This window comes from Desulfohalobium retbaense DSM 5692 (assembly GCF_000024325.1).
Taxonomy (GTDB): Bacteria; Desulfobacterota; Desulfovibrionia; order Desulfovibrionales; family Desulfohalobiaceae; genus Desulfohalobium; species Desulfohalobium retbaense.
The window spans coordinates 1,365,897-1,391,352 of record NC_013223.1 but is presented as its reverse complement, the minus strand read 5'-3'; the positions used below and the strand labels follow the sequence as shown (position 1 = coordinate 1,391,352).

23 protein-coding genes are annotated in these 25,456 nt (G+C 46.7%); 17 read left to right on the top strand and 6 right to left on the bottom strand.

Features of this window, described 5'->3' with window-relative positions; genetic code table 11:
- The first annotated feature begins 40 nt into the window (after positions 1-40).
- Complete coding sequence (locus DRET_RS05930; RefSeq protein ID WP_015751618.1) at positions 41-940, top strand: lysylphosphatidylglycerol synthase domain-containing protein; 900 nt, start codon at positions 41-43, stop codon at positions 938-940.
- Positions 937-1,860, top strand: a complete 924-nt coding sequence (locus DRET_RS05925; RefSeq protein WP_015751617.1) for a sulfotransferase domain-containing protein — start codon at positions 937-939, stop codon at positions 1,858-1,860. The genes DRET_RS05930 and DRET_RS05925 overlap by 4 nt, the downstream gene beginning before the upstream one ends.
- A gap of 91 nt (positions 1,861-1,951) precedes the next feature.
- On the opposite strand, the gene DRET_RS05920 is transcribed toward DRET_RS05925, so the two are convergent.
- Together DRET_RS05920 and DRET_RS05915 are read right to left on the bottom strand one after the other, a co-directional pair.
- Positions 1,952-3,211, bottom strand: coding sequence for a glycosyltransferase (locus DRET_RS05920; RefSeq protein ID WP_015751616.1), 1,260 nt, complete (start codon positions 3,209-3,211; stop codon positions 1,952-1,954).
- A 142-nt stretch (positions 3,212-3,353) separates the two neighbouring features.
- Positions 3,354-4,355, bottom strand: a complete 1,002-nt coding sequence (locus DRET_RS05915; RefSeq protein ID WP_015751615.1) for a glycosyltransferase family 2 protein — start codon at positions 4,353-4,355, stop codon at positions 3,354-3,356.
- A gap of 295 nt (positions 4,356-4,650) precedes the next feature.
- On the opposite strand from DRET_RS05915, the gene DRET_RS05910 reads away from it, so the two are divergent.
- From DRET_RS05910 to DRET_RS05900, 3 genes are all read left to right on the top strand, one after another.
- The gene (locus tag DRET_RS05910) at positions 4,651-6,180 is read left to right on the top strand and encodes a DUF2079 domain-containing protein (protein WP_015751614.1); all 1,530 of its coding nucleotides are present in this window, start codon (positions 4,651-4,653) and stop codon (positions 6,178-6,180) included.
- Positions 6,181-6,313: 133 nt separating this feature from the next.
- The gene (locus DRET_RS05905; RefSeq protein WP_015751613.1) at positions 6,314-7,870 is read left to right on the top strand and encodes a hypothetical protein; all 1,557 of its coding nucleotides are present in this window, start codon (positions 6,314-6,316) and stop codon (positions 7,868-7,870) included.
- A 108-nt stretch (positions 7,871-7,978) separates the two neighbouring features.
- Entirely contained in the window at positions 7,979-9,205 is a 1,227-nt protein-coding gene (locus DRET_RS05900; protein ID WP_015751006.1) for an ISL3 family transposase, read from the top strand.
- Positions 9,206-9,475: 270 nt separating this feature from the next.
- On the opposite strand, the gene istB is transcribed toward DRET_RS05900, so the two are convergent.
- From istB to DRET_RS05880, 4 genes are all read right to left on the bottom strand, one after another.
- Entirely contained in the window at positions 9,476-10,234 is a 759-nt protein-coding gene (gene istB / locus DRET_RS05895; protein WP_015751454.1) for an IS21-like element helper ATPase IstB, read from the bottom strand.
- Positions 10,231-11,730: an IS21 family transposase gene (gene istA, locus DRET_RS05890; RefSeq protein WP_015751455.1), complete on the bottom strand. Its 1,500-nt coding sequence runs from the start codon at positions 11,728-11,730 to the stop codon at positions 10,231-10,233. The genes istB and istA overlap by 4 nt, the downstream gene beginning before the upstream one ends.
- Before the next feature lie 232 nt (positions 11,731-11,962).
- Positions 11,963-13,189 carry an ISL3 family transposase gene (locus tag DRET_RS05885; protein WP_015751054.1) on the bottom strand — a complete coding sequence of 409 codons (1,227 nt, stop codon included), beginning with the start codon at positions 13,187-13,189 and terminating at the stop codon, positions 11,963-11,965.
- A gap of 116 nt (positions 13,190-13,305) precedes the next feature.
- The gene (locus DRET_RS05880) at positions 13,306-14,232 is read right to left on the bottom strand and encodes a glycosyltransferase family 2 protein (RefSeq protein ID WP_148214026.1); all 927 of its coding nucleotides are present in this window, start codon (positions 14,230-14,232) and stop codon (positions 13,306-13,308) included.
- A 604-nt stretch (positions 14,233-14,836) separates the two neighbouring features.
- On the opposite strand from DRET_RS05880, the gene DRET_RS05875 reads away from it, so the two are divergent.
- From DRET_RS05875 to DRET_RS05830, 12 genes are all read left to right on the top strand, one after another.
- Entirely contained in the window at positions 14,837-15,007 is a 171-nt protein-coding gene (locus DRET_RS05875; RefSeq protein ID WP_015751611.1) for a Flp family type IVb pilin, read from the top strand.
- Positions 15,008-15,103: 96 nt separating this feature from the next.
- Positions 15,104-15,274, top strand: a complete 171-nt coding sequence (locus DRET_RS13355) for a Flp family type IVb pilin (RefSeq protein ID WP_015751610.1) — start codon at positions 15,104-15,106, stop codon at positions 15,272-15,274.
- 15 nt (positions 15,275-15,289) lie between these two features.
- Positions 15,290-15,859 carry an A24 family peptidase gene (locus DRET_RS05870; protein ID WP_015751609.1) on the top strand — a complete coding sequence of 190 codons (570 nt, stop codon included), beginning with the start codon at positions 15,290-15,292 and terminating at the stop codon, positions 15,857-15,859.
- 126 nt (positions 15,860-15,985) lie between these two features.
- Positions 15,986-17,323 carry a transposase gene (locus DRET_RS05865; protein WP_015751608.1) on the top strand — a complete coding sequence of 446 codons (1,338 nt, stop codon included), beginning with the start codon at positions 15,986-15,988 and terminating at the stop codon, positions 17,321-17,323.
- Between the two features lie 480 nt (positions 17,324-17,803).
- Positions 17,804-18,691 (top strand): Flp pilus assembly protein CpaB, encoded by an 888-nt coding sequence (gene cpaB / locus DRET_RS05860; protein ID WP_015751607.1) that lies wholly within the window; start codon positions 17,804-17,806, stop codon positions 18,689-18,691.
- Positions 18,692-18,762: 71 nt separating this feature from the next.
- Positions 18,763-20,130, top strand: coding sequence for a type II and III secretion system protein family protein (locus tag DRET_RS05855; protein ID WP_015751606.1), 1,368 nt, complete (start codon positions 18,763-18,765; stop codon positions 20,128-20,130).
- Between the two features lie 137 nt (positions 20,131-20,267).
- Entirely contained in the window at positions 20,268-20,582 is a 315-nt protein-coding gene (locus DRET_RS05850) for a hypothetical protein (RefSeq protein WP_015751605.1), read from the top strand.
- A gap of 203 nt (positions 20,583-20,785) precedes the next feature.
- Positions 20,786-21,217 carry a TadE/TadG family type IV pilus assembly protein gene (locus tag DRET_RS12950; RefSeq protein WP_015751604.1) on the top strand — a complete coding sequence of 144 codons (432 nt, stop codon included), beginning with the start codon at positions 20,786-20,788 and terminating at the stop codon, positions 21,215-21,217.
- A gap of 28 nt (positions 21,218-21,245) precedes the next feature.
- Positions 21,246-21,653, top strand: coding sequence for a TadE family protein (locus DRET_RS13350; protein ID WP_015751603.1), 408 nt, complete (start codon positions 21,246-21,248; stop codon positions 21,651-21,653).
- An 18-nt stretch (positions 21,654-21,671) separates the two neighbouring features.
- Positions 21,672-22,643 carry a pilus assembly protein TadG-related protein gene (locus tag DRET_RS05840; protein WP_015751602.1) on the top strand — a complete coding sequence of 324 codons (972 nt, stop codon included), beginning with the start codon at positions 21,672-21,674 and terminating at the stop codon, positions 22,641-22,643.
- Positions 22,644-22,733: 90 nt separating this feature from the next.
- Positions 22,734-23,903 carry a CpaE/TadZ family protein gene (locus DRET_RS05835; RefSeq protein ID WP_015751601.1) on the top strand — a complete coding sequence of 390 codons (1,170 nt, stop codon included), beginning with the start codon at positions 22,734-22,736 and terminating at the stop codon, positions 23,901-23,903.
- Between the two features lie 114 nt (positions 23,904-24,017).
- Positions 24,018-25,427, top strand: coding sequence for a TadA family conjugal transfer-associated ATPase (locus tag DRET_RS05830; protein ID WP_015751600.1), 1,410 nt, complete (start codon positions 24,018-24,020; stop codon positions 25,425-25,427).
- Positions 25,428-25,456: the final 29 nt, after the last annotated feature.

Sequence of the window (25,456 nt, the reverse complement as noted above, 5' to 3'; positions counted from 1 at the left end):
TTTGGGTCATACCTGTCATTCACTCATCAAATATAAAGAAATGAGGTACTTACTGAATCTAAGATTTTTATGCCGGTTTGGAACAAACATTAAGGACACAAGCGAGCGCCAGGGCTTTCGACGGATTGCTCTGATTCTGGGGGCTCTCGGATTTGCAATCGGATTAACTTTTGCCATCAAAAGCCAACCTAATCTTCTTCATAATATCCGCTGGGGGCTGGCTTGCGTGGTTCTTGCGGTTGGCGTCCCGCTGGCCATAGTGGGCAATGCCTTTGAATTCAAGCTCTCCGGCGCCTTTATGCATCGCAATATTCCCTTTCCCCGGGCATTGGAAATATCGATCATTGCGTCAGCTGCCAATATGCTCCCCCTTCCTGGTGGCGTGGCTACGAGGGTCATAGCCCTAAAAAGCTATAAAATCAGCTACAAAGACGGGATTACAATCAACTTTCTGTTTGCCTTTATCTGGGCGGCTATCGCATTACTTTTTGCTGGCATTTGCTTGCTACCCTACGAGATTTGGATGAAATGGATATTTCTCGTTGTCGGGCTTGGTACAGGCTTTGGAAGTCTAGTGTGGGCCGGGAAGAGAAACATCCCGATGAAAACTTATTGCCTGGCAGTATTACAGCGTTTGTTCATGGTCTTTCTGGGGGCCTTGCGCCTTTGGTTGTGCCTTCTGGCCCTTGGGATCAGCGCTGGATTTGGGCAGGCTGCTGTATTTGTCGTTGGGAGTATTGTCGGTTCGGTAGTGTCTGTAGTTCCTGCTGGACTGGGTTTTCGAGAAGGAGTATCTGCGGGACTAGCCCCTATTGTGGGGTTAGCTGCTGCTTCTGGTTTTTTGGCAGCTGCGCTGAATCGGGTGCTTGGTTTGTTAATACTTTTTCCGAGCGCTTTAAGTATTGGGCTTTTTCAACGTAAAAGCAGAAAAGAAATATGAAGATACAAGCTAAAAATAAGTGCTTTGTTTTTATTGTTTCTGGTGGCAGAACCGGAACGTCATTTTTGGGCAATCGGTTGGACAAGATGATCCATGACGCTTTTTCAGTGCACGAACCTGATGTTTTTACTGGCATCAATAAAAAAACATGGCAGCGCATCAGAACTTTTGGATTTTACCATATGATTCTGGGTCGAGCCTTAAAAAAAACTGGAATACGTAATTTGACTCAAAAATATTATTCTGGAGATATTAGCTATACGCATCTTTGTGAGGCAATAATCAATCATCGCGAAAAGTATTACAAATCAATAGAGAAAAAATTGATCGTTGAATCATACTATCAATGGTATGGTATATTGCCTGCCTTGGAGCAAGTATTTGATAGATATAAAGTGATAGCTATTGTGCGAGACCCAAGGGATTGGGTTTCATCATGGATAAATCATGAGTCTCATTTTGGATCTAGGGACATGGTCACCCGACTTAAGTATCGTCGATTAGATCCCCAAATGGTTGGGGACACGGCTTTTTCTAGGATTTGGAAGGACATGTCTCAATTTTCAAAGCTTTGCTGGACTTGGTCCAGAGTATATGATCAGATCCTTACCTTTACCAAAAAAGATAATAACACTCTTCTTGTGCGTTATGAAGATCTATTTCTTACTTCTGATCGCGATAAATCTTTTATAAAACTTCTTGATTTTATAACTTCTTTTGAACGAACTCATTTCGAGTACAACTTTCAACCCAATTTACTCCGTAGGCGCATAAATTCTACTAACAGAAATTTATTCCCAAACTGGAGACAATGGAATAAATTACATTCGCAGCAGTTATCAGAAATTTGTGGAGTTCAAATGCAAGAACTTGGATACGGAAATGAACCAGAGTGGCTAGCTAAAATTACTGTAACCTAATAGTGGCCTTCGGGTTAATTTTTTAGACTAAAACGACCTAGCGTAAATGGGTGCTATTTTCCTTTAAAATAATGCACTCAATATAATATTATTACAATTGAGATTGTTTTACTTTTTTTGAGATTAAACTTCGATAAATATCGCTAAATTGCGCTACTGTTTCGCCCCGAGAATATTCATTCTCGACCAATTTCCGGCCCAAGGTTTTTAACTTTTGACTTAATGCCTGATCTAACACAAGCCGAAGCACAGCCTCAGCAATCTGACTTGGCGACCTTTCTTCAACCAGCAAACCTGTTTGTTCATGAATTACCGAATCAACAATTCCACCGCTTCTGGTAGCCACCACAGGAGTGCCTACTGACATTGCCTCCAAAAAAGTCAAACCCTGAGCTTCAACCCAACCGTCACTAGCCTGCCTAGAAGGTCCGACAAAGACATCAGCAGCCGCCAGGTATGTCGGCACCTTTTCCGCCTTCACCCAGCCGGTGAATGAAATTCTGTCAGTCAAACCCAAATTAGAAACTAATTTTTCTAGGGCTGGGCGGTCCTGGCCCTCGCCCACAACCAATACCTGCACGTCTAGGCATTTTTTTACAATGAGCGGAACAGCCCGAATCAGATCTTCAATCCCTTTTTCCTCCACCACCCGTCCCACAAACACAATTAGTGGGCCTTTGCCCTGTTTATATTCCCGGCGCAGACTTTGTACTTTGGTATCCTCCTGAGATGCCTCAGGCAGATCCACACCCATGGAAATACGGCGCACATTCTTCAACCCAGGTGTGAGCGATTCCACTGCCTGTTGCGTTGCTGAACTGTTTACTGTGACTGTATCCGCCTGCTTCAGAGCAAAGCGCTTGAAGGGCGTAAAAATTTTTTGCTGCAAACCGAACACATCACCGCCGTGAATGGTGACCACATGAGGGACCCAGGCCAAACGTGTGGCCATAGCTCCTATAAATCCTTGAGGAAGGAGCCAGTGGGAATGCACTAAGTCGTATTTCCTGGATAAAAGACGATGGTATAGGGCTTCCCATTCAAAAAACAAAAAAAATGGCAGTTTGCTGAAGACTGCTTTGTTTTTTCGTAGATTGACTAGCGCCCCTCCCTGGTAGCATATGTTTTGTCTCACCGCTGGCCACCAGTATTGAAAGCGCTCAACCTGTAAGCCCTGGATACGTTCCTTTTTGGCAGCTCCAGGTGCATGCGGAGCCAGAACATCCACTGTCCAGCCCAGGGATTGCAGGTCTTTTGCCAGGTTAAGGATAAATAGGGGGGTGCTATCGCCTTCCCAGCGGGGAAAGTTAGATGTCAGGCAGAGAATACGGCCGTAATTGTTGCTACTCACTTGCTCGCTTCTTTAAGAATTATTTTTTAACGAAAATCATACCAGAAATATCTGTCCTTGAGATTCTCCTCTCCACTGTCAAGCTGTAGTAATGAATAGAGATATGTATTGAGCTTTAATTTTTAATAATACTGTTTGATGTTCACTTATAATACTTTATTGTCTTTTTCTTATCACTTATTCGAGACGACGTCTTATCTATAGTAATAATACTTCCGTTTAACCTGACGCGCAAAAGCAAATCCTCAAGTATTCGTCTGTTGCAACCAATCAAATCTGCCAAAATGCCAATGAGGGCCAGGAAAAAGCTAAGATTAAGGAGTACGGCACAGAGTATAAGGGACTGGATGTGGCCACTTCCGTTTCCCGTCATGTAAAAATACAAAAATCGAATTCCCAGCCCGAATCCGGCCAAGAAAATGGGTGTGGCAATGGTCAAAAGGACTCGTAGGGCCCGATACATGGTATAGACCCGCAGGATGGTGGCGGCGCTGCGAAGGACATAAGCAGTTTGAGAACGGAACAGTCGGCTCGGACGTGTGGCCGGATTGACTTTGACTGGAACAGAAACCACCTTCAAATTTTGCATTCCAGCCTGAATAATCGTCTCATGGGTATAGGTATACCGGCTGAGTACATTCAGGGTTAGTGCCGCCTCCCGGCTGAAGGCCCGGAAACCGCTGGTGACATCTGGTACAGAAATCCGGGACAGATGGCTGACCACTTTGCTGCCCAAATCTTGTAGGAATTTTTTGGACCATCCGAATTCCTGGTGTTTCCAGACCTGCCGGTCCCCCACTACCAAATCAGCTTCGTCCCTAAGTACTGGTAAAACCAGATCAGGTATGCTGCTCGCGGCGTATTGATTGTCTGCATCCGTATGCACAATCACATCTGCACCCCTGTCCAGGCAGGCCTGCAAACCGATGCGAAACGCATGAGCGAGCCCACGGTTGGAGGTATAGCTGATGACATGGTCTACCCCGTTCTCGTTGGCTACTTTGACCGTTTTGTCGATGGACCCGTCGTTGATCACTAGCCACTCGACCTCCTCAAAACCCGGAACATGCCGTGGCAGCTCGCTTAAGGTCAAAGGCAAAGTGTCTTCCTCATTATAACAGGGGATCTGAATGATGAGCTTCATAATGCCCCCTATTAACTTTTTATATTCAAATCTGCAAGTGTCTTCCTACAAGACACTCACCGGGCCGCCTAATATTGACTTGCAAAATGTGTTTTTTTTTGGAAAAAAAGAGGCGTCTCAAATGGCATAATGATCTTACATACATCACAAGTCGTTTCTTAAGACAAACTTTCAAATTTTTAGCAATCACCTTTTTGGCACCTTGAAAAAAAAATATTATTTTTTTCTTATTCTTTTATGCTTTTTTAATGTACTTTTTATATATTTTTTCTGAATTTCAAAATGAGTTATTATAATGACCAAATTTAAGCAATTATTTTTTTTGATCACGTTTTTTCATTTTGTCGTTTTCTTATTAGCTGGACTGTCCCGGCACTGGGGGTTCTTAACTACTTTTGTTGATATGGCAAAATACGAACGTGAAATCATAAATATAATTCAAACAGGGAAATTTTTCTCTACTTACTCTGTTCATTTTGATCCTATACATCTTATATTTTTACCGTTTTATGCTATATATCCAACATCAACTTGGTTTATAATTGGTCAAACACTCGCTATTTCTATAACAGGATTGATCATTTTTAACTTAGCACAGCGTGTACTTGAATCTGAAAAACTTGCTCTGATATGGAGCTTTATATTTTTAATTAATCCTTTTCTGCTTAATGCCGTAGCATGGGATGTAGACACAATAACATTGGCTGTTCCTTTTGTCGCATTGGGATTTGTTGCTACAGAGTCTAAAAATTTCAAGCTTATGCTTTTCTCTTCAATTTTTATCCTAGCCTGCAAGGAACACCTAGGTATCCTGATCATTGGCTTTGGCCTGCTATGGTGGGTACACAACAGGCAATGGAAACAAGGAATCGGTCTAGTCATCATTGGTATAATTCATTTTTACTTGGTCTTTGAAGTCATCATGCCGTCCCTGTCCCCTACAGGTAGCCACCCAATGTTGGCTGAGGGTTTAGGCACAGCGAGCCGGTACGGGTGGTTGGGAGATTCCCTGAGTCAAATGATGGAAACGCTTATTACCCAGCCCTTCGTTCTTTTGAAAACAATCATGATCTCCATGGGCGGACTGGGATATTTAATTATTCTCCTTTTACCGTTTTTGTTTTTACCTCTTTTAGGATTAGGATTTCTTTTGCCAGGAATAGCTGATTTGGCAGCCAATATGTTATCTTCAAACCCCATGCCGAGAAGCCCTATCGCCTACCACAGCGCAGCTCTTATTCCCATACTCACAACTGCTGCCATCTACGGAGTATATAAGCTTTCCAAATGGCAAAAACGATTTTCCATCACTGAAATATCTGTATTTGTGCTAATTGCCAGCGTAGGGCTGGGCTATGTCTTTGCCCCTTTTCCACTGCCAGGAGCCAAAAATGTCTGGGCTCCTGCTACTCTTCTGAGCCTTCCAGACCCGCGTGTGCAGGAAATACAATACTTAGTCCAAGACTGTTCAGTTTCTGTTCAAGCCAATGTTGGAGCTCATTTTTCAAACAAATCAGATATATATAAATATCCTAAAAGGGTTGAGCAGTCAGATGCAATCATCCTTAGAATGAAATCGCCAACAAAAAATATCCACAACTATAAAAGCAAAGAAAGGCGCCGATACATAATTGGGATGTTGGACAATCACCTGCAGATGGACCGTAATGAATACCTAGACTCAATCGAGGACCTGGTGAACAACGATGAGTTTGAAATCGCCTATTGGGACAATCCATGGCTGGTTTTCAAAAAAGGTGTTGTAGGAAAGAATGTCGGCTCGGAGGTCAGGGCAAGGGTTCAGGAATTGCGGGAGAAATGGTGAATATGAAATGTCAGTGACATGCCCTTATGGATCAGAGGAAGTCAAAACCGGAAGGCTAAGCGAATAATAAAAATCACATTGGTCAGGCCCACAATTCCAAACAAAAGATGAATGAATCTTATTGGAAAGTCTCATGAAAAAAAACACTCCCTACATTTTACCCTCGTTTGCTGACCTCATTTTCGTTATACTTTTAATCACTCTAAGCTCCTCACTTGGCCAAGGGCTGTTAAGTGACGGCGATACTGGCTTTCATATCCGGGCCGGAGAATATATTTTAGAAAATTGGTCAATTCCTCGAGTAGACATGTTTTCCTTTCTTGTCCCAGCACCGGAATGGACAGCTCACGAATGGCTCTCTGAGGTCATCATGGCTTTTGTCCATAACGCTATGGGATTGACCGGGATAGTCATTTTTTATGCTTTTATCCTCGGTTTGACTTACTATCTGTTTCTCAAATTTTTGCGTCAAGACCATGACCATCTTTTGTTGACAACAGCAATGGTGTTGCTGGTGATCTCGACTTCCACCATCCACTTTCTGGCCCGCCCGCATGTATTTTCATTGCTATTTACAGTTATTTCATATTTTATTATAGATAGATATGAATATCACAACAAGAACTATCTCTTTTTTTTCCCCTTCGTTATGCTCCTTTGGGTCAACCTGCACGGTGGGTATATTATCGGCTTCCTCCTCCTCGGGACCTATCTTACAGGCAATATTGTCTATTACTTTTTAGATAAAAATGCAGATAAATTTAGAACAGGTCGCAAACTAAAAACATATTCTATCGTTATCTTCGCCTGCCTGGCTGTCTCCCTGGTCAATCCTTTTGGTTATCATATTTTGCTCTTTCCTTTTGACCTAGTCGGCAATTCGTTCTTGACGTCCCATGTCAATGAATTCAGACCCGCTAACTTTCAGGATTTTTTTGTCTTCAAGTACTTCTTTATACTTGCCCTGGCGGTCTTCATGACCAACAAGTGGAGACTCAATGTGATCGAGCTTTTTCTGGTCCTTGGGTTTACCTATATGTCCTTGTATTCTGTTCGCTATATCCCTTTGTTTGCCATCATTGTCGCACCTATTCTGTTGAAGCGCCTTGAAGTTCTTGCTCAGCAAGCCAAGAACCCAATAATCCATTTTTTAAATGTCAAATCAGAAAGCTTTGCTGAGAATGATAAGACAGCACGTGGTTTTCTATGGCCTGCTTTAATCCTTGGCCTGATCATACTTGTCACTGCTTTTGGCGCAATCAACCACTCCTTTGATCCCGAAAGCAAGCCGGTGCAGGCGGTTGAATTTATTAAAAATGAACATATTCCCGGGAATATGTTCAATGACGATGAATTTGGAGACTACGTCATCTATTCAGCTTACCCGGAATATAAGGTCTTTTTTGATGGCCGGAGCGATATGTACGGTAACGAGCACCTGAGGAATTATATAAAGATAATCAGACTGGGAAAGGGGTGGGAAAACGTTTTTGAAGAATATAATATTCAATGGGTCTTTTTTAACGCCGAGTCGTTGTTGTCTCGCTATTTACTTGAGAAAAAAGACTGGCATTTGATTTATGCAGATGAAGTTGCACATATTTATGTGCTTAATGAGCCAATGTATAAAAATATTATTAATAAATATAAACATGTAAAGCCAGTTACAAATAATACAGTAAAAAAATAGGTTCTTCACACAAATCTGTGCCTGACTTGAGGCCAAAAACTTGAAAAGCATGAGCCCTCTCGGGTAGTTAGGTAGTTACCACACAAACCTATCACCCAGGAGGAACTCATGCTCGTGTCCCAGTTAACCAAATTGACGCTGGATATTCAAGGATTTCGTGTCGGTCGGGTTCAGGGTGATACGAGCGGGATCACCGTAGATATAGCCCCAGACCGGCGTCATCTGCTCTTTTGCAGCCGCTGCGGTAGCGCTGCCAAGTATCGGGATACCCTTACAAGTCGCTATTTTCGCCATGTCCCTCTTTGGGGGATCCCTGTATGGCTCCGGTACAGCCCCCGCAGAGTTCGGTGCGGACATTGTGGCGTCAAGGTGGAGTATTTCCCCTGGAGCACAGGCAAACATCGGTTCACAACGGCTTTTGCCCACTTCCTGGCTTCGTGGGCCCGGTTACTGCCCTGGAAACATGTAGCACAGCTTTTTGGTTGCTCCTGGGGTACCGTGGCCGCTGCTGTTGACCAGATTGTCGAGTATGGTCTGGCCCATCAAGATCTCTCGAATCTGACGCACATTGGGATTGACGAAATCTCCCGAGAAAAGGGCCAAGTATACCTAACCAATGTCTACGACCTGAATACCTCCAGACTCGTATGGAGCGGGGAAAAACGGACAAAGGCAACAATTACCAACTTCTTCACCTCGCTTGGCCCTAGCAAGATCGATAAGCTTGAAGGGGTCTGTTGCGACATGTGGGAGCCGTATACCCAGGTCATTCAAGACAAGGCCCCGAAAGCGACGATGGTCTTCGACAAATTCCACATTGTCCGGCATCTCAATGAAGCCGTTGACCAGGTCCGTAGAGACGAGATCCGGGAGAAGGGCCAAAAGCACAAGGATCTGGTTAAAGACACCCGATATATCTGGCTCAAGAACCCGTGGAACCTGACTGACAAGCAGGCATCTCGGTTGAGTGCACTGGAAAAACTCAATCTCAAAATCAACAGGGCGTATTTACTCAAGGAATCATTTCGCCAGTTCTGGTCGTATGAGTGCAGGACTTCAGCCAAAGATTTCCTCGACAAGTGGTTCTGGTGGGCGACGCATTCCAGGCTGAAGCCAATGCGAAATTTTGCTTGGATGCTGCGCCGCAAAGAAGAAAATATTCTCAGTTATTTCGATATGCCCATCAGCAATGGCTCGGTGGAAGGCCTCAACAATAAGGCTAAAGTCATTAGTCACAGAGCATACGGGTTCAGGTCGGCCAAGAACTACATCCGGAATCTGTACCATTGCATGGGCGGGCTACCTGAACCCCAAATTATGCACAGATTTGTGTGAGGAACCAAAAAATAAATATAAATGTGTTTTATTTATCTTATGGATACTATTCAGTAAAATCTCTTGACTCAAGCTCATGATTGTATTTAATTTTTCATAAAAGCAATTAATAAAACAGTTTTGAATTTACAGGCTTAATAAAATTTGCATGTCAAATAGTCGTAGTGACAACCCAAAATTGACCAGGCGTGATAACGCAAATTTGACCACCCCCCTGGGGTTGTTTCAGGGTAGCCTTCCCCACCCCCGGGGGTGGGGAAGCGGCCGGTCTTAGTTGTTTGCCTGGCCTTGCAGCGCCTCCTGTAGCCGGTAGCTCTGCCAAGAACACTCAATGATGTGGGCCTTGTGGGTGAGCCGGTCAAGAAGGGCTGCTGTCAGGTTGGCGTCGCCAAAAACCTGGGTCCAGTCCCCAAAGCCGAGATTGCTGGTGATGATCACAGAACCGCGTTCATGGCGCTCAGCAAGCACCTGAAACAGCAGTTCCGCCCCTTCCTGGGAAAAGGGTATGTACCCCAGCTCATCGAGGATGAGCAGCCCATAGCGACCATAGCGCTTGAGGATGCGCTGCAGATCCTTTTCCTGCCGGGCCTCGATGAGTTCGTTGACCAGGCCGCAGGCTGTGACAAATCGAGTGCGGACTCCCTGGCGACAGGCCTCCACACCAAGGGCTGTGGCCAGATGGGTTTTGCCTGTACCGCTTTTGCCCAGGAAGATTACGTTTTTGTGCTCTTTGACATATTCGCCGCTGCAAAGCTCCCGGATCAGCCGCCTGTCCAGGTCGGCAGTGATCTCAAAGTCAAACCCCTCTATGGTCTTGATCAAAGGGAACTTGGCTTCTTTGAGGCGGCGCTTGAGCCGGTTGTCAGCCCGAATCCGCATTTCATGGTCAGTCATCTGCAAAAGCAGCTCGGCATAGTCCATGCCCGATTCGCGAGCCTGCCGCAGAAAGGACTCCAATTCCTTGGCCATCTGGGAGAGGTTCAGGCTCTGGAGGTTCTCCTTGAGGGTGACGCTGACCGCGGGGTTCATGATACACCTCCGAGCTCGCCATACACTGAGATATCCGCAGGGACAAAGCTGCTCCACCCTGGAACGGGGCCGCTAACAGGCTCAGGGATTTGTGGCCGGAGAAGGTGCCTCACGGCTTCGCCGCTGCTAACGCCCGCCTCCAGAGCGCGCTGGACAGCCCGCTCGACGTCCTCGGATGCATGCTCGCGGTAGAGCTTGAGCACACTGATAAAGTCCTTGGTGCCTTTGCCTATCCCCTGTGCTTGCCGTAAGCGCTGGAGGAGCCGTTCAAAGCTTGCCGGCCACTCAGCACGCCACTGCTTGATGGGCTTGGCCGAGCTAAAGGCGCTGGGACGCGTTTGCAACAGATCCAGGTAGTGATCAGGGTCAAGCACCCACTTGTTGTTCCCGTAAACGCGGTCATGGCAGGCAATGCGGCGTCCATCGTAAAATACCTCGACCTTTTGCGCGCCGAGGCTCAGGTGGACTTTCAGCCCCGCATACCGGGAGGGCACGGAGTAGTGGTTTTTGTCCGATATGACTGTGCCATAATGGTTTACTTTGCCCGACTGTGAAATGGTGTTGCTGTAGGGCTGAGCAGGCAGATCCAGGAGCCGGTGCTTTTCATGCTCAAAACGCTGACCAACGGTATATTCCTGCCCGGAGACGATATGCTGCTCTTTATAGAGGAGACACTGGCTCAACAGTGACTCATTGAGTTCTTGGAGAGAATCAACATCAGGCACCGGGGTGAGAAAATTACGTCGGGCGTAGCCCACGAGGCCTTCAACACCGCCTTTTTCATGCGCTGCCCTAGGATTACAAAAGACAGCATCAAAGGTATAGTGGGCTCTGAATTTGGCAAAGCCGTCCTGTTCAATGCGCTTTTTGCCTCTGAGAATCTTTTGGACCGCAGCGGTCATGTTGTCATAGATCAACGTGGGGAAAACACCGCCGAAAAAAGCAAAAGCTTGCATGTGGGCATCAATAAGGGCCTGCTGCCGCTCGACTGGATAGGCCCGCACAAAGCTTGTGCTGGAATACTTGGAGCGCATGCAGAAGAGCTTGAGCGGGGTCAGTTTTCCGGCGATGTAGGCTTTGAAATCGCCCCAGTCCACTTCGGCTTCCAGGCCCGCGTCCGGCTCTGCGGGGACAAAAGCCCCCTTTGCCCCAAGACCGATTCGAGTTTTTGCTTGGCGCACATAGCGCCGTACTGCCGGCTCTGAGCCTTGGAAACCGTGCTCATGGACCAGCCGGCGAAAGATCCGCCTCGCGGTATGCCGCTGCTTTGGGGGCCTTTGCTTGTCCTGCTCAAGCCAAGAATCGATGGCCCCCGCAAAGCCCTCTAATGCCGGCATCGGTTGCTGCTTCCTGGCGGCATAGCCGCTGTGCTCGTTGCGTAGGACCTTGCGTATCGTGTTTCGTGAGTGCCCGGTTTTCCGGGCGATTTCAGATATGGACAGACCATAGACACGATAGCTGGTACGGATAAATTCAAATTGTTCCACCTTCAGCATACCTCCTTTCCTCCATCTTGGATTGAGTTGGCTTTCCCAAGATGAAGGGGGTGCTGGAGGTGGTCAAATTTCGGTGATCACACCCCGGGCTACCTGGTCAGTTTTGGGTTATCACAATCAAATAGGGTTTGTACTATAAAATTTCATAGAATTTTGTGTCAAAAAAATACTATAGTTTTAGAATTGACTTCACAACACTCTTCACACCCTGGCAGCAAAATTGCTTGGTTCCTCACACAAATCTGTGCATAATTTGGGGTTCAGGTAGCCCGCCCATGCAATGGTACAGATTCCGGATGTAGTTCTTGGCCGACCTGAACCCGTATGCTCTGTGACTAATGACTTTAGCCTTATTGTTGAGGCCTTCCACCGAGCCATTGCTGATGGGCATATCGAAATAACTGAGAATATTTTCTTCTTTGCGGCGCAGCATCCAAGCAAAATTTCGCATTGGCTTCAGCCTGGAATGCGTCGCCCACCAGAACCACTTGTCGAGGAAATCTTTGGCTGAAGTCCTGCACTCATACGACCAGAACTGGCGAAATGATTCCTTGAGTAAATACGCCCTGTTGATTTTGAGATTGAGTTTTTCCAGTGCATTCAACCGAGATGCCTGCTTGTCAGTCAGGTTCCACGGGTTCTTGAGCCAGATATATCGGGTGTCTTTAACCAGATCCTTGTGCTTTTGGCCCTTCTCCCGGATCTCGTCTCTACGGACCTGGTCAACGGCTTCATTGAGATGCCGGACAATGTGGAATTTGTCGAAGACCATCGTCGCTTTCGGGGCCTTGTCTTGAATGACCTGGGTATACGGCTCCCACATGTCGCAACAGACCCCTTCAAGCTTATCGATCTTGCTAGGGCCAAGCGAGGTGAAGAAGTTGGTAATTGTTGCCTTTGTCCGTTTTTCCCCGCTCCATACGAGTCTGGAGGTATTCAGGTCGTAGACATTGGTTAGGTATACTTGGCCCTTTTCTCGGGAGATTTCGTCAATCCCAATGTGCGTCAGATTCGAGAGATCTTGATGGGCCAGACCATACTCGACAATCTGGTCAACAGCAGCGGCCACGGTACCCCAGGAGCAACCAAAAAGCTGTGCTACATGTTTCCAGGGCAGTAACCGGGCCCACGAAGCCAGGAAGTGGGCAAAAGCCGTTGTGAACCGATGTTTGCCTGTGCTCCAGGGGAAATACTCCACCTTGACGCCACAATGTCCGCACCGAACTCTGCGGGGGCTGTACCGGAGCCATACAGGGATCCCCCAAAGAGGGACATGGCGAAAATAGCGACTTGTAAGGGTATCCCGATACTTGGCAGCGCTACCGCAGCGGCTGCAAAAGAGCAGATGACGCCGGTCTGGGGCTATATCTACGGTGATCCCGCTCGTATCACCCTGAACCCGACCGACACGAAATCCTTGAATATCCAGCGTCAATTTGGTTAACTGGGACACGAGCATGAGTTCCTCCTGGGTGATAGGTTTGTGTGGTAACTACCTAACTACCCGAGAGGGCTCATGCTTTTCAAGTTTTTGGCCTCAAGTCAGGCACAGATTTGTGTGAGGAACCAATTGCTTTACGTCACATCTTCAAACCGTTCTCGAACAACATAAATAGGGCGGGCCTTGGTTTCCGTATGGATCCGGCCGATATATTCACCAACAACACCAAGACCAATGAGTTGCACGCCACCGAAAAACAGAATGACTGTGATCAAGGAGGCATATCCCGGAAAATCACGGCCAAAAATCAGGGTCCGCCCGACAATAAACGAACCATAAGCAAAGGACGCCAAAGCTATGGCCAGCCCTAAATAGGTCCAAATTCGCAAGGGGACTGTGGAAAATGAGGTGATACCATCCATGGCAAAGTTCCATAGCCGCCAAGTGGAAAATTTGCTTTTTCCTGTTTTTCGCACATCTCGAGCATAGGGGAGGATTGCCTGACGAAATCCGACCCAGGAAAAAATCCCTTTCATAAATCTCCCCCGCTCAGGCAACATTTTCAGGGCCTCAACAACCTTGCGATCCATGAGGCGAAAATCGCCCACATTGGGGATGATGGTCGGTCGGGAAATGGCGTTATGTAACCGATAGAACCACTCTGCGGTTTTGCGCTTGAGCCAGTTGTCCGATGAGCGATCCGTTCGCTGAGCCAGGACCACTTCACAACCCTGCTGCCACATGTGGACCATGTCTACGATCAATTCCGGTGGATCCTGGAGGTCTGCATCGATCGGGATCACGGCCTGGCCTCGGGTATGATCCAGTCCGCAGGTTAAGGCCGCTTCCTTACCGAAGTTGCGAGACAGATCAAGAATCCTGATTCTCGACTCAAGCTCCCTAGCGGCCTGCAAGCGCTCCAATGTTTTGTCCTGGCTGCCGTCGTTGACGCAAATGATTTCAAAATCCAGCTCCAAGTCCTTAAGCACCGGCAAAAGGCGGGCAAAAAAGGGCTGAACCGAATCCTCCTCATCGCGCAATGGGCAGATGATTGACAACATAGTGGGCTGGTGAGGTTCGCATTTTGGAAACATAGTACGTTGTACTTAAGCTATCAGAATTCGAATTGTCAAAATGGTATCTGCAGTAGAATTTATATCTCAAAAACAGATCGGCTTACCCCAGACTCTTCAGAGCAGGCGGCGCGCTTGACGGTCCCGAAAGCTAAGCTCCCGAATCGCAATCTGTCACTGTAGAACTATTGGGATTGACGAAAAAGTTTTCATATACCTGATACCTGCGAAGCCGTCATAATTTCAAAAAATGGTCAACGATGGGATTGATAAGGGTGTTCATTGCTTGACACAGCAATTTACTCAATCATCCTCAGATACAAAGAAAATCTAATTTTTCGAGAGATATAGCCTAGAAAATGAAAGCGCCTTTTGAAATATTTATTTTTGTGCTTGACACCCCTCCCCCCCCCTGTGTATCGAATAGACAAACTCACAAGATTTCCAGCTACTAGCTTTTTGCTCGCGAACATTTTGCTTTATACCATGTGCATTTGGGTTGTTGGCCTGGGTAGGAAAGTTCTTATTTACAAGGTAGTTGAGACACTTTCGCCAGGAACCACTCTTTACGTAACTTGCAAAGGAGGATTGCATGGACAAGCTGATGAACTTTTTCAGGGCTGAGGAAGGGGCAACCGCTGTAGAGTACGGCTTAATGGTTGCTTTGATCGCGATTGTTATTATTGCTGCTGTTACTTTCTTGGGCAACTCTTTAAATAATATTTTCAATGAAGTCGCCAATAAAGTTGATAGCGCGGGATAATAGTTAAGGTTAAAAAATAATGATGGAGCGTGAGATTTTAAATTTACTTTTTTCGCGCTCCATCAATTTCAAATTTTTTTATAGGGATCGACTATTATGCTGAACGGACTATTTACTTTTTTTTTCGACGAACAAGGCGCGACAGCGACCGAATACGCTATCATGATTTCACTTATTGCTGTTGTGATTATAGTTGCCGTCACTGCCCTGGGGCTAGCTACCAACGATTTGTTTTCTGAAGCCAAGAACGAATTCGAAAAACTCTAGGTGCAAGATGCCTAAATGAGTACTTTGCAACCTGAATTTATTCTTCCACTCCTGCTATTTCCGGCCCTTATCTTTGCGGCCCTTTATGATTTGAGATATCAGAAAATCCCCAATCTGCTCAATTTTCCCTTAGCTCTCTTTGCCCTCATTTACCATACTGCATTTACCGGACTGAACGGTTTAGCCTTTGGCGTAACCGGTATGCTCCTTGGTACTGCCCTTTTTTTGCCACCCTACATTTTTGGTGGCATGGGCGCTGGCGACACCAAGCTCATGGGCGCTATAGGCGCTGTACTCGGGGCCAAGGGCGTATTCGTCTCCGCATTATTCACTGCCATCTTTGGCGGACTATATGCCGTGCTTTTGTTGCTCGTACATCGCGGCTACGCTCGAACTCTCATGCAACGAACCTGGGAAGGCCTGAAGACCTTGGTTTTGGTGCGTCGATACATTCCCGATTCCTCCCCCCAATCAACGAATACAAGCCCCAGGCTCTGTTATGGCATTGCCATTGCCTTGGGGACACTAACCCACGTGCTTTTACAGCATTTGGGCATAGATGTTTGGAACCGACTTTTTGCCTGAAAAAAATTCTGCGACCCGTTAAGAGTCTGTCGCAATACCCATAGATTAATTCTTGCTTTAAATACAGTTATTTGCTAATGAATAATGTAATTTCAATGCAAATTACATTACAAATTGGAGCTAAAAATGGCTAGAGGGTTCATTAAAGGGCATCGAGATCAACTCTACCTGTTGCCACCTTCGATTGATGACTGGATATCAAAAAACCACAGTGTCAGGTTGATCGATTCTTGTGTAGAAAATATTGATTTATCAAGTTTTTATGAAAGCTACTCTCACGAGGGAAAGCCGCCTTATGACCCTGCTATGATGATTCGTATTCTTATTTATGCATATAGCAAAGGAATACGCTCTTCTCGGAAAATATCTGCTTTATGCGAAGAAGATATTGCTTTCCGGTGGCTTACTGGAAATATAATCCCTGATCATTCTGCTATTTGCCGCTTCCGCGCTAAGCATAAAGAAAATTTTAAGCAGCTTTTCCGAGAAACAATCCGTTTGGCCGCTGAATCCGGTGCGTTAAAAATAGGCAGTCTTTTTCTTGATGGAACTAAGGTGAAAGGCTCGGCTTCCTTGGAAGCCAATCGTAATCTCGAGCATATTAAGCAAGACATTGAACGCATCGTGGACGAAGCTGAGGCAGTCGATGCCAGTGAGGATAAGCAGCTTGGCGAAGATAACCGGGACGATGTTTTGCCCCCTGAGCTTGCTGATCCCAAATCCCGGTTGGAGCGACTCAAGGCTGCCAAGGCCAGACTGGAAGCTGAAAAAGAGGCTGCGGCGAAAGAGTCTCGAGATGACGACGACTCAAATGGTCCTGGAGCTGGCACCGGTGATGAAAAAACGGCCACTGGCAACAAAGAAAAGGCAAATATCACCGATCCTGACAGCAGAATAATGAAAACACGGACCGGCTGGGTGCAAGGGTATAATTGCCAAGGAGTTTCAGACGAAAATCAGTTTATTGTCGCCAACGCGGTTACTCAAGACTGCAATGACGCCCACCAACTCGAACCAATGCTCCAAGCGGCTCAAGGCAACTTGTCCAAGATAGAGACAGGCCAGAACACCGAAACCTTCTCGGCAGATGCCGGTTACTGGGCTGAGAAAATTGATATTTCAAAGATCGAGAGCAATGGCCCAGAGGTGATTGTGGCTACCCGCAAAGGCTGGAAGCAGCGAAAACAAAACCGTGAAAAGTCCCCACCTCGAGGGCGGATCCCCAAAGGGTTATCCCAGCGGGAGTTGATGGAACGAAAGTTACTGACCCAAAGAGGCCAGCGCATCTATGCCAAGCGCGGACAAACGATAGAAGCTATTTTCGGTCAACTCAAGGAATGCCTTGGATACAGGAATTTTTTATTGCGTAGCCTCAAAAAAGTTCAGGGTGAATGGGATCTCCAATGTGCAGTGAGCAATATGCTCAAGCTGCTTCGGTTTTCAGGGGCCACCACCAGTCAGTAGGTTCCCAAAGATAGGGGAAAAGCGCCCCTTTAAAGTCAAAGCTCGATCTTGGGACCCTAAATACCTGTTCACTACTTTTTGGGTTAGTCAAGTTTTACAACAGGCTCTTAAGCCATACCCTCTGGACAGGGGATTGGTGAAAAAACCTCCTTTTCCCACTTTGCACAGACGCAGGTGGGGAGCAAAAGGGGAACAATGAAGTAACGAAGGCCCCCCATACCCTCCTTTTTCGGGCGGTAATTTATCGACACAGCATACTGCACAGCTCTAACGCCTCTTTTTTTTGATCGCCTGAAAAGCTTTGGCGTGCATCAAATATGAAAAATCGTGTTGCAATCTCGAGAGCTAGGGTATAAGGCTGAGGTAAGCCTATACGATAAGTATTGACTCTCCATATATCCTAAAAATCCAAAACCTGAACGTTCAGGCTGGTGCACCTTGGGCAGAAGCACAGCATGACCATGATGAGGAGGAAGCGGCATGGGCAGATTACGAGCTCTGATTCCCATTGCTTTGGCCTTGGTGATTGCCATTGCCGGAAGCGTATTCATTTACAACTGGATGCAGGAGCAGACCACACGGCAGGATACGGTCGAAAAGGCCCGCGAAAAGGCTCCTTCGACTCAGGAGGTGGTTGTGGCTGCATTGGACATTTCAGCGGGCTCCCAGTTGACCGAAGAAATGCTGCAGACCGGACAATACCTGAAAAAGAATCTCCCCCCCGGCAGCTTTACCGACCCTGATCAATTACTCGGCCGCGTTGCTCTGGCCCCATTCAAAAAAAACGAACCCATCGTTGATCATCGCCTCGCGCCCACCGATATCAAGTCTGGCGGCGTCTCCGCTCTTATCTCCAAAGGCAATAGAGCCGTCTCCCTTGGTGGAAATAAAGTTCTCGGTATCTCAGGATTTGTCTTGCCCGGCAGTCGGGTTGATGTGATGGTTACGTGGAATGATCCTGACTCCGGCGAACAGATCACCAAGCGTATCCTGGACAACGTCAAAATCCTGGCGACAAGCACCAAAATGCAGGAGACCGAGAGCGGTGGCACAGCCCCAGTAGATGTCTACACCCTGGAAGTCACACCGGAAGAAGCTGAAATCCTAACGCACATCCGCAATCAGGGCAGTCTGCAAATGGCCCTGCGTAACCCAACGGACAACGAGCCGGTCATGACCGATGGCGCTACCGCGAAGGATTCCATGGCCTACATGCTCAAGGAGAATGGGCTTTTGCAACAGGCCAGAAACAAGCCTGATGCTGATTCAGAGCAAAAGGTGGCCAAGGCCCCTACTTCGCCCCCACCGCCACAACCGACTGTTGTAGAGGTGATCCGAGGCAATAAGCTGGTTGAAATGAATTTCTAAGCTGCGCCGCCCTTACTTGCAGTATGAATGTACCAGTCAAGCGCAAAGTTTTGTCCAGCAAAGGAGAAGCAATGGCCACCACCCCAATACCCAGGTCCGGGCTGCTCATTGCCGCGATCATGGTTCTCACCTTTTGTGTATGGAGCATTCCGCAGGAACCCCAGGCTCAGGAGTTTCGGATCATTCCGACGAAAAACAGCGCCGATGACAGCATCATGCGCTCGCTTGAACTGACCTATGGCAAATCTGTTGTGCTCAAGTCCAACCGCGAAATAACCCGTGTTTCTGAACCTGACCCCAATGTACTCAAAGACCCCCTGCTTATAGGCCCGAATGAACTCTACTTGACTCCCGCAGGAGCCGGAACTGCCAATCTGATTCTCTGGCAGGGCAAGGAAGTGTCCACGGTTTACGAAATCACAGTCAAACATGACCTCTCCCGCCTTAAGCAGCGGTTGCACGAACTTTTTCCCGAAGAAAATGAACTCCGGGTTTTGTCCACCAACGAGTCCATCACCCTGTCCGGCCAAGTCTCAAGCGCTTCGGCCCTTGATCAAATCATGGCCCTGGCCGAGACCTACGCCCCAGAGGGGGGGATCAAAAACCAAGTGACGGTGAAGGGAATTCACCAGGTCATGCTGGAAGTGAAAGTAGCTGAGGTCTCCCGCCAGTCCCTTGATCGCCTCGGAATAAACTTTGATCTCATCAATGACGCTGCAGAATTCAGTATTGGTTTTTTGGGTGCAGCCTCGGCCGGTTCATCTGGAAGTGGGTCCTTCAACTTCTGGCGAAACGGGGACAACGTTGACTTCAACGGACTTTTTGATTTCCTGAAACGAGAAGGACTGGCTAAAATATTGGCCGAGCCGTCGCTGATTTCGATGAGTGGACAGACCTCCAGCTTCTTGGCCGGCGGGGAAATCCCGATTCCTGACGTTGATTCAGATGGCAACATTGGGGTGGAATTTAAATCCTACGGCATTGAGCTTGCTTTTACCCCCACCGTGATGAGCAAGGAACGAATCGCTATTAAGGTTGTTCCGGTGGTTTCCGAGTTGGACGAAGCCAGCGGCACCGTGATCAATGGTGCGCAGGTCCCAGGACTGAAAGTTCGCCGGGCGAATACAACCGTCGAATTGGGTGATGGCCAGAGCTTCGCAATAGCCGGCCTGCTAAGTGAAAATTCAGAAGAAACCGTGTCCAAATTTCCCGGTCTGGGCGATCTGCCTGTTTTGGGACCCTTGTTTACCAGCAAGTCCTTTACGTCCGATGAAACCGAACTGGTTATCATGGTTACGCCGAAACTGGTCACTCCGCTTGTAGCCGAAAAGCAGTCGCTGCCCACGGATTTCTTTATTCATCCAACCGATGCGGAGTTCTATCTGGGCGGTCTGCTCGGGAGTTTAGACGGCGAGTTCGGCCACATGGTAGTAAAATAGCGAGCTGAAAACGGCCCTCTGTGACGTTGAAAAATGAGCGAAAATCCTCTCCCCGGCCCTTTGCGTGCTGCGCAATACAGCGACAGATGCGGGAACTCGGGAGGATTAACTGCAAAGGTTATAAACAGGAGCACGGAATGTCGACAAAGACAATCGCTTGCCTGGCCATGCTGGCCCTGCTGATCTCAGCTTCTCTCGGCTGCTCTGGTGGGAATTTGCCGCAAAGCAAACGTTTTACTTATACCATAGACAACATGGGCATTTCCCAGGAAAGCGCTAAATACCATCAGACGTATGATCCCTATGCGGGGAAAAGCCCGGAAAAGGTTGAAGGCCACGAGGGGAAGAAGGCTATTATATCCTCTGATAACTACCGCAAAACTTACACTGAGACAAAAGATCCAGACGAGGAAGTGTCCTCTGATTTTGATATTTCCTCTGGAATGGATTAGAATTGCATGGCGATTTGTGCTTAATGCTAACACATTGGATCATATTAAATATTTTTTGAGTATTTCGCAGCAAAAAGCGAGGCAATTTTTTTTCTGTTTAATCCTTAAATCACATAATAAAAAATAGCATTTACCAACGAGTCCCTTTTAAAGAAATAATTTTTCATACGCAACCCAATCTTACGCAGCACAGGTATGCCACAATGCTCAGCAAAATGAAATTTTCAAATCAACGCGGAGCAGCCGCAGTAGAATTTGCCATTGTACTGCCTCTCCTTGTCTTGATTTTTGCGGGCATTACAGAATTTGGGATCGCCTATTATAACAAGCAGGTAATTACTAATGCAAGCAGAGAGGGTGCAAGGGTAGGGATGTCTAACGTTGATCCTCAAGACATTCGAAATATCGTTTATCCATATGCCAAAGACAGACTGCTCACCTTTGGCCCAGATAGCTTTTCAAGTGATTCAAGCAGTATAAATATAAATGGATGCAATTCGACATCTGACTATTGCAAGGTAGAGGTTGTTTATAACTATACTTATCTAGTACTCCAAGTTTTTGATTTTTTTGGTGCTAATTTTGATAAAGATTTAGATATTAAAGCCGCAACAACAATGAAAATGTTACCATAATTATCTTAAATATAGGTTGGGCCTTAGAATGAAATTTTTATTTTTAAGGAATGATGGTAGACAAAAAGGCACTGCGGCTGTTGAGTTCGCTATCGTTCTTTTAGTATTTATTACTTTAATATTAAGTATTTTTGATTTTGGTATTTATATCTATAACCAACATATAGTTACTAATGCAGGTAGGACAGGAGCCAGATACGGAATTGTATATCGTACTACTGGCAACAGAATATCTTATCCACAAATTCAATCAAAAATAAATGACTGGGAAGATTTTATAATAACTTTTGGCAACAAAAATTTTAATGTTCCTTCAATCGATACATGTGATAATTATGGAGATCCTTTGACCGTGACGATAACATATACTCATGACTTTCTTTTTCTGCCCTTTCAGAAAAATATAACATCCACAACTGAAATGAGGTGTGAATAGATACAAGGAGTTATGGTTATGAAAATTAAGATTTTGGATAATGCGATTCTAAGAGATGAATGTGGTTCAGTAGCCATCATAACTGCTTTATTTGTTCTTTTCAGTTTACTTGCCACGGCAGGAATAGCAATAGATATTGGAAGGCAAGCCACGGCAAAAAATGAGCTGCAAAACACACTCGATGCTGCAGCTCTTGCTGGTGCCATTGAGCTAGGACAAAATGGTCCCGCAAATGTAAAAAGTGAAGCTAAAGAGGCGGCAGAAAATAATTCTATAGACAACAATGGCTTGATTCTTGGTGATAATGATATAAAAGTTGGCAATTGGACAGAACCTAACTTTTTTAGCAAAACTCCTTATAATTCTGTAAAAATTATGGTGAACAATCATAGTATCAACTCTTTTTTTGCCTCTGCTTTAAATTTCCAGCAGACGGTTAGCGCAGAAGCTACAGCAGTAATAGGTCCTTTATCTGGAAAGCGTCATTTGATCCCAATTGCTGTTACAGAAGATGAAGCTGATACCATGAGCGAAGCAGGAGAAGGAATAATCTATCAATTTGGGAGAAGTGCAGGAAACTGGGGGACAGTAGATTTCGATGCTTATATCGATGGAGATCAAGGAGGAGGTAATCCTGAAATAGGTGAATGGTTAGAAAATGGATATAATGGAACAATACGCATTGGTGATGATATAAATACAGAATCTGGTGTCGGTAAGATAGTTGGCGGTAACAATGGTCAAAAAGTGGAAAACTTGATTGGGCAAAAAATATTTATACCTGTAGTGAATGAGTTTGGTCAAGGTAGCACACCAGGAGTACCTTCTACTGTTATGGGGTTTGTGGCTATTGAGATTACTGCCTTAACTGGTAATGGGGCAAATACTCAGATAAGCGCAAAGTATCTTGGGACTGAAGTTTCGTCAGGACCAGTAGATTTAGATTTAAATGATAGCTATGGACCAATTGGTGTTGTTTTAGTTCAATAGCTAATGTGTAGTATATAATATTGTCTATATATCGAATTATTGATGGGTGCATTTCAATTTTTTAAATTATCACCAACCATCGAGGAATAAATGCCATTAGGTGATTATAAGGTCCGGATTGAGATTGGAAATCGGCTGGTCAGGCGACAGTTTGAGACCGTTGTCGGACAGAAGTCTGAACTCAGCATTCTGGAAGGTCAAAGCCTTGAACGACCAGATCTGCTGATAAAGGAAATCTCTGATGATCCCGACCATATTTTCGACTTGGTGCAGAACTCCCTCTACAACGATGAGGCGGGAGAAATTTTCCTTACTTCGGAGTCCAAGGACCAGAACCTTGTGCTCAAGGCGATGCGCTCCGGGGCGAGAGAGTTTTTCGGTCCGTACACGGTTGAAGATGAAATATCGTCCGCCCTGGATCGTTTCATGACCAGACAAGCCAAGCTCCGGGCTGTTGCGGGAAAGACGGCCAAACAAAGTCAAGTCATTTCTTTTATGGGCAGCAAAGGTGGCGTGGGCACAACCACGCTGGCTGTCAATCTGGCTGTGAGCCTGGCCACGAACGAACCGAAACAATCGGTTTGTCTTTTGGACATGAATCTTTTTGGCGATCTTCCTCTTTTTCTCGAAATTGATCCGACCTATACTTGGCGGGAAATCACCAAGAATATTTCCCGCCTGGATGAGACATTCTTGAAAAACATCCTGGCAGTTGATCCGTCCGGAGTTTATGTTCTGCCCTCTCCCGGCTATCTGGACAGCCAGAACATGGCCACTCCGGAAGTGATTGAGCGTTTATTCAAAGTGCTGACCAAGATGTTCGATTTTGTGATCATTGATACCGGACAACTTCTCAACGACACCGCCTTGAAGGTAGTGGAACTGTCGGACAAGGTCTTTTTGGTTTCCGTTCAGAGCCTGCCCTGCCTGGCCAAGACCAACAAGATCCTGCGCACTTTTCGCGACCTGCGGTTCCCCGAATCGAACAGCCTGCACATTATTATCAACAGGCATTTGAAAAATTCCAGCATCACGACCAGCGATGTCGAGAATTCCCTGGAAAAAAAGGTTTCCTGGAACATACCCAACGATTATGAGAGCACCATGACTGCCATCAATAAAGGGCAACCGCTCTACAAAACGGCCTCGAAAAAAGAAATCACCCAGAGTATTCGCGATCTGGCTGCCTCTCTGGTCGAAGATCCAGAAGAGGACAAGAAAAAGAAAAAGAAAGGGTTGTTTTCTTTTTTACGAAAATAAACACCAGCAGTGCTCTGTGAACTGCGGCAGGAAAAAGCTCAAGCAGCCAAAACACGCACAAATTTTCGCTCACAATTTTTTTGGGCCTCAAGCTCACTACTCAAAGGGGAGCCCATGTTCTTCAACAATACCAACAAAAAGTCAGCTGCCAAAGTAATTGATGCTGAGCCGGATCCTCAGCTTCACCATTCTCATCCTACCCCCGATTCACCCGAATCCCGGCAACGTAAACGGGAGCTCTCGGATGAGTACTTCCTGCTCAAAAACAGGATCCATACCCGTTTGTTGGACATGGTAGACCTGTCCATGATCGACTCTTTGGAACCCGAGGTCCTGAAAACCCAAATCAGGAGCCTGGTAACCAAAATCCTGGATACTGAGGAGCGAAACGCTCCCCTGAATATGTCTGAAAGAGAGCGGCTGTTCAGTGACATTGAGGACGAAGTCATGGGCTTGGGACCGCTGGAGCCCTTTCTCAAAGACGATACGGTGGCCGATATTCTGGTCAATACCCACAATCAGATATATGTGGAACGTTTTGGCAAGCTTGAACTCTCCGAGTCCACTTTCAAGGACGACGCCCATTTGATGCGCATTATCGACAAGATTGTCTCCTCTGTGGGCCGGCGCATCGACGAATCTTCGCCTATGGTTGACGCCCGCTTAGCCGATGGCTCCCGGGTGAACGTGATTATCCCTCCCCTGGCTTTGGACGGCCCTGTGATGTCCATCCGCAGATTTGGCAAAGACCCCTTGAAGATGGACGATCTGATCATGCTCCGTGCCTTTACCCAGGGCATTGGGGAAATCATGAAGGGTATCGTCCGCTCCGAGCTGAATGTTGTCATTTCTGGGGGAACGGGCAGCGGGAAAACCACCCTTTTGAATTGCCTCTCCCAATTCATTCCGGCCACTGACCGGATTATCACTATCGAAGACGCAGCCGAGCTGCAGCTCAAGCAGGAGCACGTGGTCCGGCTGGAGACACGTCCGCCGAATATTGAAGGCAAAGGCGAAGTTACGGCCAGGGAACTGGTCCGTAACAGCTTACGCATGCGCCCGGACCGGATCATTGTGGGTGAGGTCCGTGGCTCTGAGTCCTTTGACATGCTCCAGGCTATGAACACCGGGCACGACGGTTCTCTGACCACTATCCACGCCAACACCCCCAGGGACGCTTTGATGCGCATCGAGAGCATGGTCTCCATGGCCAACCTGGACATCCCTATCGAATTCATGCGCAGATTCATCGCTTCAGCTATCCACATTATCATCCAGGTATCGAGGTACTCGGATGGCACGCGGAAGGTGAACAGCATCCAGGAAATCACCGGAATGGAAGGCAACGTGATCACAACCCAGGAAATCTTCTCCTTCAATCCCACGGGAGTGGACGAAAACGGCAAGGTCAAGGGGTACTTCCGGTTCAACGGCGTCAGACCCCAGTTTGTGGACAAGTTCCATCAGGTGGGTATTGAAGTGGATCGAGAGATATTCAATCCGGATAAGATTGTTGAGGTCTGATAGTGAGCTGGGTACAGATCACACATCCT